The following is a 13361-nucleotide window of genomic DNA, read 5'->3' on the forward strand; positions in this document are numbered from 1 at the left end:
AAAATTGATGACATATTACTACGTACACCTAAATAAAATTTATGGTGATTAATCCCTTTGTCTGCTTAGGCAGGCAGGGGATATTTTAGTAGCATTTCTTGGTAAAGGAGTGGTTCATAAGTGGGGGAATTCTGTTCGAATTGTGGTAAAAAAATAAATGGGTCAGAACTATTTTGTACAGGTTGCGGAGAGAAACTTGGTGCGGATTTGCAAACTCCCGTTATTAAGGTGAAGGAAGAAACATTCATTGAAAAGGCTGAGAAGCGTTCTGTACATAGAAAGAATAATAAAGGATTCCTACTTATTTTATTCTCTTTGTTAGGGATTGTAATAACGGTCATTGCGGTTTATTTCATTATAAACAATCTAAAGGATTCTACCCAAACAGATGCAAACAACAAAGAGAATGAGACCAAATCCGTATCTAATAATATGGAAAAAGAAGCAAGTAATCAAGTAGATACGACTCAATCAGCGAAAAAAGAAGTAGCTACGGAAATTAAACCGGAAAAGGCAACCGGTACTAGTGAACAATCGATCATAAACTATTACACTGCTAAGTTAAATAACTTGCGAATCTTCACTTCCGGCCGGGATATTTCGGTTGGAGAGTGGAGTGTAAACCGTCAAGGTGAAGGTGTCGTCTTATCGGCTTCAGAGATTCCGTCTCGGGATTTAGCCCGCATTTTTGGCCTTTTTGATAATGGCAACCTACTGCCTCTAAAAACATGGGCTAAAGAGATTTATGCCATTGCCCAAGCGTTATCCCAGGAACTAGATGAAGATTGGCTCATTGCTGTCGGCAATAATTGCGTGGGTGAATATCCTGTTACCCTGCCACAATCGGACTTAATCAATTACTCAGGGTCATGTGGGTATTCTATTCCGGTTCTAGAGGGAACAAATAAAGAAAATTTAAGGCTTGTCATGCATACGATTGTTTTTGGTGGATCATACAGTAATCCACCGCGTGATTTTTCCAATGAATATATCTTCCCAGAAAGTGATTATGTCAAATTAACCATGAGTGACCTAGAACTACTTACTCCAAGACAACTACGCTTAGCAAGAAATGAAATTTATGCCCGGCATGGTTATATTTTTGAGTCGGAGGATTTGCGGATTTACTTTTCAAAAAAATCATGGTACTTTCCTGATCCTTCTTATGATGGCAGTTCGTTAAATTCCGTTGAGAAATATAATGTGATGTTAATTAAAGAAAGAGAGAAGCAATTCCAATAATCATCTAAAATGAGCTGAGAAAAAGCCTGTTCGACTATATATTGGCTATTCTCAGCTTATTTTGTTTTAGGAGTTAAAGTATGGAATGATTTTGTTCATTTATTCTACTACTTTACATACATTTAAATAAGGAGTTATTACATGACCAAGTTGAAGGACAAGCACTATGAGCCAAAAATAATTGACTTCGGTCAAGGGTCATAAAATAGTGTGATGGAAAGGGAGAAATCATGGAGTTTCTACATGAAATGATCAGTAGTTATAGTACGTTTTTTTCACTAGAAGCCCTCAAGGACGTTCTTACGAACCCAACAAGTTGGGGAGTGATAGGAACCCTCATTATTCTTGAAGGGTTATTATCGGCTGATAACGCCCTCGTTTTAGCTGTATTAGTGAAGAATTTACCTAAGGATCAACGAAAAAAGGCATTGTTCTATGGGATTTTTGGTGCGTATTTTTTTCGTATATTAGCAATCGGCGTAGGGGTCACGTTAGTTAATATTGATTGGATAAAAATAGTCGGTGGACACTACCTGCTTTGGATTGTTGTTCAAAACTTCATCAAGAATAATGACGGTGAGGATGAAGTTCAAACTAATAAATTCGGATTCTGGAGAACTGTCTTAACCGTGGAACTAATGGATATTGCTTTTAGTATGGATAGTGTGATTGCGGCTTTTGGGGTCTCTAACCAAGAATGGGTCCTATTTATTGGCGGGGTGATTGGGATCTTAATGATGCGAGGGGTAGCTCAATTATTCTTAATATTAATTGAAAAAGTCCCTGAAGTTGAAATCACTGCTTTTGTCCTAATAGCCATTATTGCAATTAAAATGATTATTTCTGCATTTGGATACCAACTAGATGAATTTGTTTTCTTTTCTATCTTAATTGCTGTATTCTCGGGAACCTTCCTTGTCCATTACGTCAGAAAAAATTCTGGGAATGAAAAAACGCTGTAATAGGTACTGTGTAAAAAGCCATCCATTTATTTGGATGGTTTTTGTATTGCAAGCAGAATCTACAGGTCTTTTTAATTAAAATTTCTATATGCGAATATTTCGGAAATGAAAATAATTGACTAGTATGTTATTATAGACCATATTCACAACGGAGTAATTTACCAAATATAATGAAGGCTTGGGAGATGGAGTATCATGCTAAACTGGAAACGTAATTTGTGGGTGCTTTGGATCGGAGTCTTTTTTACAGCAGCAAGCTTTTCCATGGTCATTCCCTTTTTGCCCATTTTCCTTTTGCAAATTGGTGTACATGAACATACGGAATTGTGGGCAGGATTGTTATTCAGTGCAGCCTTCTTTTCTGGGGCGATCGCCTCACCGTTTTGGGGCAGGATGGCGGATAAATACGGGCGGAAACCGATGATTATTCGGGCAGGTTTTGCCCTCTTTGCTATCTATACGTTAATGGCTTTTGTCACCAATCCCTATCAAATACTAGCTCTACGAATCTTGCAGGGATTATTAAGTGGTTTCATTCCAGGAGCCATCGCGTTGATTGGTACCAATACACCTGGAAACAAGGTGGGTTATGCTCTTTCGCTTATTTCGTCAGCGTCGGCCTCAGGGAGTATTCTTGGTCCCTTGTTAGGAGGAGGGATTTCTCATTTAGTGGGGAATCGGTGGGCCTTTGCCAGTGCTGGTATAATTGTTTTCCTTGCCACTCTCCTCATTATTTTTTGGGTAGTCGAGGAAAATTTTACGCCAAGTAAGGTTCGTGGTTCTGTTAGAAATGATTTTAAATTGGCCGTGACAAATCGTCCATTCTTTCTTGTTCTCATCCTCACGGTGGTTACCAGTTGTTCCATCATGACTATCGAGCCTGTGCTCCCATTATATGTTGTAAACTTGGGAGGGTCGTCTGAAAACGCCTCGCTGCTAGCGGGAGTTGTGTTCTCACTTCCTGGGATTGCCAGTGCGCTATTTGCTCCTTTTTGGGGAAAATGGGCAGACAAAGTTGGATTTCAACGAGTCTTATTTATTGGTTTACTAGGCGGTGGAATTGGAACCATCACTCAAATATTATTCAGCCAAATTTGGGGATTTTCGTTGATGCGCTTTGTGTTTGGAATATTCTTCTGTGCCGTTTTTCCTGCTCTTAATGGTCTTGTTGTTAAATCTACACCTGAGGATTTCCGTGGGCGCGCATTTAGTTTAAACCAAACAGCCAACCAAATCGGCGGGATGATCGGTCCAATCGTTGGTGGATTTTTGGGTGGAATCTTCCCTGTTCACAGTGTCTTTATCGTAACAGGTATTTTATTATTAATTGCATGCGGAATGGCCTATTGGAATGAAAAAAATTTAAACAGCCGTGCGCTTAAAAGAAAAGCTTTAACTTAAATAGACTTCATGTGAAAAACCTCTTATCTAATTTTATAGATGAGAGGTTTTTTGTGGTAAATTAGAAGAATAGTAGGAGGGGTTTGATTGTCTAGACAACTTATTAAAAATAATGATGGTTTACGTGCCGATTGTTTGAATTGTTTTGGATTGTGCTGTGTGGCATTGCCTTTTGCGAAGTCTGCTGACTTTGCCGTAGATAAAGAAGCAGGTACGCCATGTTCAAATTTGCAATCCGATTTTCGGTGTGGGATCCATAAGAATCTTAGAAACGAAGGATTTAGAGGCTGTGTGGGATATGAGTGTTTTGGTGCAGGCCAAAAGGTTTCGCAAGTTACCTATAACGGAATCGATTGGCGAGATGATCCATCTTTAGCCAAAGAAATGTTTGAGGTATTTCCTATTATGCAACAACTTCATGAAATGCTTTGTTACTTGAATGAAGCGCTTGGTTTAGAAGAGGCGCAGCCAATTTCAAAAGAATTGAAAACTGCTTTTGAAGAAACGGAACAGCTTACAACTCTAAATTCTTCTTCCATCATAGCGTTAAATGTTCCTGCACATAGAGCCATAGTAAATGAGTTGCTTCTCCGCACAAGTGAACTTGTTCGCGCAAAGATTTCGCCAAAGAAGAACATAAAAAAGAGGGACTTCATTGGCGCCAAGTTAAAAGGAACTGACCTTAAAGGAACTAATTTAAGGGGGGCCTTGTTCATTGCAGCAGATCTAAGGAAATCAGATTTGCGAGGGGCAGATTTAATTGGTGCAGACTTGAGAGATGCAGATTTACGTGGAGCTAATCTTACAGATAGTTTATTTCTGACGCAAGCGCAAGTCAATTCAGCAAAGGGGGATCTTACGACTATATTACCATCTGCATTAAGAAGACCTGCTCATTGGATAGTAGACTGCGAGTAACTTGAAAGGAGAAAGTCGACCGAAACTATCAAAAAATGAGAAGAGTTGGTCGCCAATAGAGGTTCTTGACGACCGAATCTGACGAAAAATTGAAGAGACGGTCGCCAATAGAGGTTCTTGACGACCGAATCTTTTGAAAAATTGAAGAGACGGTCGTCAATTGACTGTTAAACCTAAGCTAACCCTACAAACAATGCATTTCATCTTCAACTTCATTCCATGGCACGGAATAGCCTTGCCCTTTGGAGCAAAAGATGGACGATGATGTGTATTCTGGATCTGCATCCTTATTGTAATTCATTCTTGCCATTACTTCATTTTGATTATGGCAAGGGTAATAACCACCGAAAACCAGATTTAGAGAACCTTTCCCTTGTGTAATCGAGGCGAACTCAGGGCCATAATTCATAAAGGTAGCAACGGGAACTTTGCCAGTTATGAAGGTTTTATTTCCTTCGGTCATCGGAGGGTTAAAGCTGCCGTGTGCATTTTGAATGTCTGTTAACACTTTTCCCATGTGATCTAAATTCACTCGGATTTTAAAAACATAAAATGGTTCCAGCAGAATATTGTTTGCTTTTTCAAGACCTTGCCGCAAAGCACGGAAAGTTGCCTTTCTAAAGTCCCCGCCGGAGGTATGTTTGACATGGGCCCGTCCCGTTACCAAGGTGATCTTTAGGTCGGTAATGGGAGACCCAGTTAGTAATCCATGATGCTCCCTTTCAAACAGGTGATTATGAATAACGTTTTGTGTCCCAACAGGTAAATCATCGGTATGACACACACTTTCGAAAGAAATCCCGGTGTTTCGCCCGCACGGCTCTAATTTAAGATGCACTTCGGCATAATGGCCAAGTGGCTCAAAATGACCATAACCAATCACCGTTGAATCAATGGTTTCTTTATATAAGATTTCCGGATCTGCAAATGAGACATCAAAAGAAAAGCGTTCCTTAATGACATGTTTCATAACTTCAAGTTGAATGACCCCCATGACGTGGATGTGAATCTCCTGGGTGCGTTCTTCCCAGCTGACATTTAAAGCAGGATCTTCGGCATTTAACATTTTAAAATACCTCAACACTTCTTTCACATGTATCGATGGTTCAAATAGAACCTTGGATTTCAGAGCGGAGACCATCTCGTATTCTGCTTTTTCTTCGAATGTCCCCAAACCATCTCCAGCTGCAGCGGCCGACAATCCAATTACAGCGAAAATATCTCCTGCTGTTACTTGGTCGGCTGTTTTAAATTTATTTCCATTATAAAGTCTAATTTGAGTGATTTTCTCGTGGAGCAGATTTTCATCCACACTGTAATAAAATTCATCCCTTACTTTTAATGTCCCGCGCAGTGCCTTAATAAACGTCATTCGTGTTCCTTTTTCATCATAGCGAATCTTGTATACACGTCCGGCAAAGGGTTCTTCATTTGGATAATTTATAATCGTTAATAGCTCCAATTTTTCAAGAAAGCTGTCAACACCAATATCTTGTAAAGCGGATCCAATCGCACATGGGAAAAGTTGTTGTTCTTTTACTAATTTCCTCATCGTTTCTAACCAAAGATGGGGTTGATATCCGGATTCCATGTATGTTTCCAAAAGGGATTCATTCCGCTCAGCAATAAATTCAATCAGTTCGTCATTCATTTCACCATCCGTCAGAATGTTAGTGATATCAAAAACATCTGTGGTTAAGTAGCTGCGAATTTCGTTTAAAACTCGTGCGGAATCGGCACCCACACGATCAATTTTGTTGATAAAGAAAAATGTGGGGACGGCATGTTTTTGCAGCAGATTCCAAACGGTTTCGGTGTGTCCCTCGATGCCTTCTACTGCACTAATAATCACTATAGCGTAATCCATCACTTGAATCGCCCGTTCCATTTCAGGCGAGAAGTCGACATGTCCAGGAGTATCTATAAGATAATAGGTGGATTCGTTATATGAAAACACCGCCTGATCGGCAAATACTGTAATTCCTCGTTGTTTTTCTATGTCATGTGTATCAAGAAAGGTATCTTGATGATCGACACGACCTCTTTGTCTAATCGTTTTCGTATGGTAGAGCAGCTGTTCTGCCAATGTTGTTTTTCCAGCATCGACGTGAGCAAACATTCCAATTGTCTTTTTCATGGTGCCACCTCAACTATTACTTATATGATAATTATTATACCAAATGGGTGTACCATGTTACTTGAAAATTGATGTTTAGAACAGAAAAAACACGGCTAGAGATAACCGTGTTTTCTAACGAATTAACAATCATGGTGTTTATTAAGGTGTAATGGAGGAGGAATTAACCATCCTTTTTCTTTATTTAAACGAAGTACCTTTCCACCAAGAGCGACCTTTTGAGCATGAAATTGTGCGTACATCAACGCTACATCTTCTCTGATTGATTTTCCGATTGCCTGACTGCATAAAACTAGTCCTGCAGCTATATCAGCAGACAGTGTAGCTGCAATAGCAGGGTCGGGAATTCTTGCTCCAACAGGAATTTCTTCTAGGCATGCTTCAGGAGGCTCAGGTGCTGCTGGTGGTAAGCCAATACCATTTTCTTTTAAAAGTTCTTCCACTTGTTTCTTTTCCTGCTGACAGAGTTCAATTGCTTCAACTAATAATTTCTTTAAATCATCGTCACCGGCATGATTTAACATCGTCTGATATCCAGCAATCATACCATTTCCAACTAATTGTGATGACCAAATGTCAAAGACTTCTCCGTAGTGTAATGGTTCTTCTTTCGGATTTCCGCTTAATATTCCCATCGTTGCCCTCCTCAGTGTATAAGTAAGTTTATTCATACAAAGTGCCACCTTCCCTTTAACACAGCACCTCTCTATGTTGTCCGGATAATCAATAATTCATGTAGTTACTTTTTTGTTGGATGAAAATAACAAGACTTCTGAAACAAAATAGTTTATACACGTTCATTGATGAAAGACTAATTACCTTATTTCCCCTCTAACTTCTACTATACCTATACGATTTTCAAATATAAAAACAGGGTATTTTAATATCGATGTTGAAATACTGAATTAAAGGAACATAAAAAAATAAAAGGGGAATGTTTATGTTTGAAGAAGGATACATTGATGTAACCGGGGGAAGGGTTGCGTATCAACTTTTTAATAAAAATGCCGAAGGATCTCCGGTCATTATTCTGCACGGTGGGCCAGGATCGTCCTGCTATTCGCTCCAAGGTTTAAAGGCTCTGTCAGAGGACCGGCCCGTAATCTTTTACGATCAATTAGGATGCGGGAAATCAGATCGGCCAACTGATCCAACATTATGGAGAATTGAAAGATTTGTTGAGGAGTTGGGCCAGGTGAGACAAGCCCTCAATCTTGAAAAAGTACATATTCTAGGCCATTCTTGGGGGACGACGCTCGCAGCAGCCTATTGTTTGACCAAACCTAATGGTGTGAAAAGTGTTATTTTTTCAAGCCCATGTTTAAGTGCTCCTTTATGGGAGCAGGATCAAAGACGTAACCTTGAAAAGTTGCCTCAAGAAATTCAGGAAACCATTAAAAGGTGCGAAGAAAATGGTACGACTGATTCAGAGGATTTTAAAAAGGCAACAGACGAATTTAACAAAACCTTTGTCTGCCGTTTAGATCCATATCCCGACTGGTTAAAGCAAGGCTCTCAAAATAGAAATCCGGAAGTATACAATATCATGTGGGGACCTTCTGAATTTACTGTTCGCGGGAATTTGAAGGAATTTGATTGTACACCACAATTAAAGGAAATCACCTGTCCCACATTATATACATGTGGTCGGTTTGATGAGGCTACTCCAGAAACAACACAGTACTACAGCACTTTAACACCTGGTTCATCGTTCCATGTCTATGAGCACAGTGCTCATATGCCGTATGTGGAGGAGCCCGATGAGTTTTTAAGAGTGTCAGGGGACTTCCTGAGAAAAATTGATTCTCTTTAAATTCAAAAGCTTGCTTAGAATTATCGGGGAGGGCGCTCTTACTTTATGTAAATCGCTCTCCCCGATGATTTCCAATAAAAACCACAAGACAATTGGAAACGCTTCCATTAAAATAGAAAGTAAGAAGAGAGAAAGGGGACATAAACATGGAACTTTTATTTGAACAATGTAAACATAACCAGGCGGAAGAACCTTGTGATGAGTGTAACCCTAAAAAAGAAGAGGAAGAAAACGTTGATATTTATGAATATGACTATCATTTAAGATTGTGGTTTTGATAAAAAGAGATCTTCCTTAAAAAATTGACTACTTGAGCCGGAAATTAAAATAAATCACAAAACTCGTTCTATTTATTGGACGAGTTTTTATTTTTTTGTATGTTGTACTTATGGTAACATGAAAGCAGTAAATTTACAGAATCCAGAGGAAATAACAATGAAGATAAATGAATTAATTGCCAATAATATTAACAAATTAGATGCAGAACTACCTATTGATAAGTCGTTAGGAATTGCCGGTTTGTCTGGATCTGGTAAAACAACGTTTTGTCAAACGATTGGTGAAGAATCCAAAAAGAGACTTGTTTCTTTATTGCCGAAGGCTGAATATCAGTATTTATTTTCCAATATCATGGAAACCAATTTCAGTGCCATTAAGATGAAAGATATGCCATTAGTCCTTTTTCTCGGGAAGTCATCGATTTCATCCAATCCCCGATCAACCATCGGTACACATACAGGTGTGTTTAAAGAAATACGTGAATGTATCGCTCAGAAATATAATCTGTCGCCAGAAGTTTTTTCTTTTAATAATGAATTAGGCTGGTGTCCGGCTTGCAAAGGACGCGGAACTACCAAAAATGTCGAATGCCCTAGGTGTAATGGGAAGCGCTTTAATCAAGAAGTAGAGCAATATAAAATTGAATTATTTGATCGAATACATAGTATTTCCGATATCAATAACTTAAGTATTGAATCTATTTTGTCTCTAGCAGACGAATTACATATTAGCGAGGCAAAACAACATATTCTTCAAAATATCATCAACATGAATATTGGTTATTTAACACTAGACCGGATCATGGGTACCTTGTCAGGAGGAGAATTAACACGACTATATCTGGCTGAATTCATGGCAGCAAGTGTTGATACCGTTATTATTATTGATGAAATCTCGGTTGGTCTAGATCGGCAAACATTAGTTAAAATACTTGAACAGATCAAACTACTAGGATTTAAGAATCAAATTTGGCTTATTGATCACTCGGATACGGTGCTTGACGCTACTGACGAACAATTGTTCTTTGGTCCTGGCAGTGGCAAATATGGAGGAAAAATAGTTGAGGAATCACCACGTCCTAAGCCTATTGTGTGGGGCCGAATTCAGGAAAATCCAACAGAATACTATCAGTTTAAGGACCTTTACTGTCGCAATATCCAAATGGCTGAAATTCAGATCCCGAAAAATAGACTGGTAACTTTTACAGGAGAATCTGGGTGTGGGAAATCTACACTGGTTAATGAGTGTATCGCCAAAGATTTTCTGCAGCGCTATCCAAAAGATAAACTGGTCATTGTGGGGCAAGATCGAAATCAATCCATTACCAGCCGGTCAACCGTTGCGACATTTCTTGATATTAAAAAGAAACTTACAAAATATAGTGAAGAAATTGATGATATTTTTCAACGTTCGATTGAGGATATTATCGATGAACTGCCAAATGAGGACATCGCACATAAACGTTTAAGCTTATTGATCAAACTTGGTCTTGGGTATTTAACGTTGGAAAGAAAGACACAAACTTTATCGACGGGTGAATTTCAGTGTGTTCACTTAGTTTCGGAGCTGTTTGGGAGCTCAAGACATCCACATACGATGTTTATTTTTGATGAACCTTCAAAAGGATTATCTCAAAATATTTTAAACCAATTTATTGATAGTGTAAGGGTTATCCTTGAAGATGATTCGGTTTCCATCATGATGATTGAACATAATGACTATATGTTAGATAGCTCTGATTTTATTGTTGATTTTGGTAAAAGACAGCTTGAGCCTGTGGAACATCTTGATGTTGTCGGTCATGACGAGTATTATGGCCAAAGAAACGAAGAAGTTGAAGTGTCGCCAGAGCATATTTCTTCTACTCTTAAGTCAAAAAATGGCATTCACTATTTAACAGAAAATCATATAAGCTATTTTAAGAATGCAGAAAACATCTATAAGGGCGGCATCTTAAAAAGCTTATCATCAATGGCGCGGCTGATTTATGGTGAATTCGAATCTGACACCATTGCACCCGTCATCGCCATTGATCTTGAAAGGCATTTGTATAGTCAATATAGTTTTCTCTATGAGATAGGTGGATTGATCAACCATATCGTGGCTGCTCATCCGACCAATAAAGATACGAGAAGCTTCGATTTCTATCATCAAGACAATCATTGTCCATCTTGTTCTGGGCGACGGGTTATTGAAAAATTTGATATAGACGTAGTTATTCAAGATAAAAATGTCCCATTCTGGGATGGCTTACTACATCCAGACGTAATGGAAGTATTAAATTATTATCAATATCCCAAATTGCAATTCCTTTTTGATGAGATTAAGAATGAACTTGGTCAAGACATTAGTAAAAGCTTTAATGAGATGACAGATGCAGAAAAGCATACCTTTTTATATGGATATTGGGAAAAGTCCTTTTATGATAAAGCGGGCAAGGCTTCGAGAACGTGGGAAGGTTTTAATTTCATCATTGGGCGTTATATGTTTATTTCGAAATCGATTATTAAAGAGCAAATGAAAGCATCAAAAGAAATGATGATCTGTCCAGTCTGTCAAGGAACCGTCCTTAAACATCATAAAAAACTATTATTTGGGGATACAGATATTCGTGACCTGATTCAACAGCCCATTAATCAAGTTCTAAAAATAGTCGGGAAGTTACCAGAACTCGAAAAGCTAAAATCGATTGTAGGCGGCGAAATGACACTTACCGAAGATGTATCGTTACTTCCTCGGGAAATACAAGTCTCACTGAAAATGTTTGAATTAGAACTTGCAAGCTTTTCCCACTATGAAGTGGTTTTACAAAATGTTTTACCTTTCTGGGGCAATATTAAAGGCAATGTCGAATCGATTAGCAACAAGAATCAACTCACTATATGTGATTTTGCCAACATCTTCGAGACGAGAGAAACAATCATTGATAAGTATTTCACCAATGGTAAATACAAGAAACTCACCTATGTGTATGAGGCGTTTGGCTACAAAAAAATTGTTACCCAAATTAACAAAATTAAGGCGAGTCATCCCTGCCCATTTTGTAAAGGGAAGAAAGTCATTTCAGAAGATAATCTCCATGAGGGAGTGCATAAATTATCCATCCCATGTGTGAGTTGTTCTGCCAGTGGCATCAATGATGAGGGACGTAAAGAAATCGTTGAAGGTTTTGATGTCCAAACATGGTTGACTGGAAAAGTAAGTGATGTGGTTCCTGAATGTATGGAATCAGTCGCAGAGATTCCTATTTTCAATCGTATTCGCGAGTTGAATAAACGAGATATGATGGCTGTTTACCAAAGCCTCGAGCAAAAAAAGTAAATTTGAGTAATAAAAAACGCATTTGCCACCATATATGGCAAATGCGTTTTGTGTTAATTTTTTAGTGATACTTCCTTTGTTGCCCAGGTTTTTCGCCAAGACATTTGTGCCATAAATAACACTAGTAATGCGACAACTCCAATCCCTGTATATACCATAAAGCCAGTTCCATAAGTTCCAGTTACTTCTTTAAGGGTTCCTAATATATTCGGAACGAAAAATCCGCCAACCCCGCCAGCCGCTCCAACAATCCCAGTGATCATCCCGATTTCTTCTTGAAAGCGCTGTGGAACCAATTGAAAAACTGCTCCATTTCCCATCCCCAAGCAGAGCATACCGATAAACAATAAAGTGGTCACAAGAGCCAAGGGGGGAAGTTGACTCACACCAAACATGGTGAGTGCAACCCCGATAAAGAGGAAAGTTAAAAGACGAACGCCGCCGATTTTATCAGCTATAAAACCGCCAACCGGGCGGAAAAAGCTCCCTGCTGCCACACAAAGTGTGACAAAATCTCCTGCCGTTACTTTCGATAAATGATATTGATCCACAAAAAAGATGCTTAAGAAACTGGATAAACCTACAAAACCTCCGAAGGTGACACTGTAAAGCAAACAAAAATACCAAGTATCTTTTTGTTTGAATACCTTCAAATATTCAACCATAGGTTTTGGTGCTGGTTGGGATGGTGCATCTTTTGCCAAAATGATATACAAGAGAAATACAGTTAATAAAGGTATAAGTGCTAATCCTAAGACATTGTGCCAGCCCATTTGTTCCGCAAGTCGCGGTCCAAATAAGGTAGCAAACAGTGTTCCGCTGTTCCCGGCCCCGGCAATTCCCATTGCCAGCCCTTGTAAATGCGGGGGGTACCATCTGCTTGCCATCGGGATGGCTGCTGCAAAACTCGCTCCTGCCACTCCAAGAAGAATCCCAATCACATAAAGTTCAGTTAAGGTTTGACCAAATAACCAACCCCATGCCAGCGGAATGATGGTCACGAGCATTCCGCTGATTGCCGTTTTCCGTGGGCCGATTCGATCTGTTAAGACGCCAAGGATGAGTCGAAAAAACGACCCGCTTAAGATCGGTAGTGCAACGATAAAACCCTTTTGTGAGGGGGTCAGCCCAAAATCTTTTGTAATATAAACCCCCAGCGCCCCTAAAATAACCCAAATCATAAAACTGACATCAAAGTATAAAAATGAAGCTGCTAACGACGGTGCATGACCGCTTTTCTTTAAATCTGATAACTTCATTAGATTGTACCCCTTTCTAGAAAACATTT

General features: G+C 39.0%; 10 protein-coding genes. 7 read left to right on the top strand and 3 right to left on the bottom strand.

The annotated features are described in order from the left end of the window. Window positions 1-120 precede the first annotated feature (120 nt). The 4 genes from AC4QJR_RS13905 to AC4QJR_RS13920 all read left to right on the top strand — a co-directional run bounded on the left by AC4QJR_RS13905 (window position 121) and on the right by AC4QJR_RS13920 (window position 4523). Window positions 121-1242: a YARHG domain-containing protein gene (locus AC4QJR_RS13905; RefSeq protein WP_496526582.1), complete on the top strand. Its 1122-nt coding sequence runs from the start codon at window positions 121-123 to the stop codon at window positions 1240-1242. A gap of 230 nt (window positions 1243-1472) precedes the next feature. Next, window positions 1473-2204, top strand: a complete 732-nt coding sequence (locus AC4QJR_RS13910) for a TerC family protein (RefSeq protein WP_496526583.1) — start codon at window positions 1473-1475, stop codon at window positions 2202-2204. A gap of 195 nt (window positions 2205-2399) precedes the next feature. Continuing rightward, window positions 2400-3605 carry an MFS transporter gene (locus tag AC4QJR_RS13915; RefSeq protein ID WP_496526584.1) on the top strand — a complete coding sequence of 402 codons (1206 nt, stop codon included), beginning with the start codon at window positions 2400-2402 and terminating at the stop codon, window positions 3603-3605. An 87-nt stretch (window positions 3606-3692) separates the two neighbouring features. Beyond that, the gene (locus AC4QJR_RS13920; RefSeq protein ID WP_496526585.1) at window positions 3693-4523 is read left to right on the top strand and encodes a pentapeptide repeat-containing protein; all 831 of its coding nucleotides are present in this window, start codon (window positions 3693-3695) and stop codon (window positions 4521-4523) included. A 184-nt stretch (window positions 4524-4707) separates the two neighbouring features. On the opposite strand, the gene AC4QJR_RS13925 is transcribed toward AC4QJR_RS13920, so the two are convergent. Together AC4QJR_RS13925 and AC4QJR_RS13930 are read right to left on the bottom strand one after the other, a co-directional pair. Continuing rightward, the gene (locus AC4QJR_RS13925; RefSeq protein ID WP_496523187.1) at window positions 4708-6660 is read right to left on the bottom strand and encodes a GTP-binding protein; all 1953 of its coding nucleotides are present in this window, start codon (window positions 6658-6660) and stop codon (window positions 4708-4710) included. A gap of 122 nt (window positions 6661-6782) precedes the next feature. Next, window positions 6783-7295 (bottom strand): DUF3231 family protein, encoded by a 513-nt coding sequence (locus AC4QJR_RS13930; protein ID WP_251460079.1) that lies wholly within the window; start codon window positions 7293-7295, stop codon window positions 6783-6785. Between the two features lie 305 nt (window positions 7296-7600). Here AC4QJR_RS13930 and AC4QJR_RS13935 point away from each other — a divergent pair, with 305 nt between their 5' ends. The 3 genes from AC4QJR_RS13935 (at window position 7601) to AC4QJR_RS13945 (ending at window position 12073) form a co-directional block, all read left to right on the top strand. After that, window positions 7601-8473, top strand: coding sequence for a proline iminopeptidase-family hydrolase (locus tag AC4QJR_RS13935; protein WP_496523188.1), 873 nt, complete (start codon window positions 7601-7603; stop codon window positions 8471-8473). A 146-nt stretch (window positions 8474-8619) separates the two neighbouring features. Beyond that, entirely contained in the window at window positions 8620-8751 is a 132-nt protein-coding gene (locus AC4QJR_RS13940; protein ID WP_257148528.1) for a hypothetical protein, read from the top strand. Between the two features lie 157 nt (window positions 8752-8908). Then, window positions 8909-12073 carry an ATP-binding cassette domain-containing protein gene (locus AC4QJR_RS13945; RefSeq protein ID WP_496523189.1) on the top strand — a complete coding sequence of 1055 codons (3165 nt, stop codon included), beginning with the start codon at window positions 8909-8911 and terminating at the stop codon, window positions 12071-12073. Between the two features lie 53 nt (window positions 12074-12126). Here AC4QJR_RS13945 and AC4QJR_RS13950 read toward each other — a convergent pair whose 3' ends face one another. Then, a complete protein-coding gene (locus AC4QJR_RS13950; protein ID WP_496523190.1) occupies window positions 12127-13332 on the bottom strand; it encodes a nitrate/nitrite transporter in 1206 nt (401 codons plus the stop codon). Between the last annotated feature and the right edge of the window lie 29 nt (window positions 13333-13361).

This window comes from Neobacillus sp. BP17 (genome assembly GCF_059579525.1).

Bases quoted from the DNA above. Each gene is read 5' to 3' on its own strand.
- AC4QJR_RS13915 (WP_496526584.1), top strand. From the start codon at position 2,400: ATGCTAAACTGGAAACGTAATTTGTGGGTGCTTTGGATCGGAGTCTTT.
- AC4QJR_RS13950 (WP_496523190.1), bottom strand. From the start codon at position 13,332: ATGAAGTTATCAGATTTAAAGAAAAGCGGTCATGCACCGTCGTTAGCA.
- AC4QJR_RS13925 (WP_496523187.1), bottom strand. From the start codon at position 6,660: ATGAAAAAGACAATTGGAATGTTTGCTCACGTCGATGCTGGAAAAACA.
- AC4QJR_RS13935 (WP_496523188.1), top strand. From the start codon at position 7,601: ATGTTTGAAGAAGGATACATTGATGTAACCGGGGGAAGGGTTGCGTAT.
- AC4QJR_RS13930 (WP_251460079.1), bottom strand. From the start codon at position 7,295: ATGGGAATATTAAGCGGAAATCCGAAAGAAGAACCATTACACTACGGA.
- AC4QJR_RS13940 (WP_257148528.1), top strand. From the start codon at position 8,620: ATGGAACTTTTATTTGAACAATGTAAACATAACCAGGCGGAAGAACCT.
- AC4QJR_RS13945 (WP_496523189.1), top strand. From the start codon at position 8,909: ATGAAGATAAATGAATTAATTGCCAATAATATTAACAAATTAGATGCA.
- AC4QJR_RS13910 (WP_496526583.1), top strand. From the start codon at position 1,473: ATGGAGTTTCTACATGAAATGATCAGTAGTTATAGTACGTTTTTTTCA.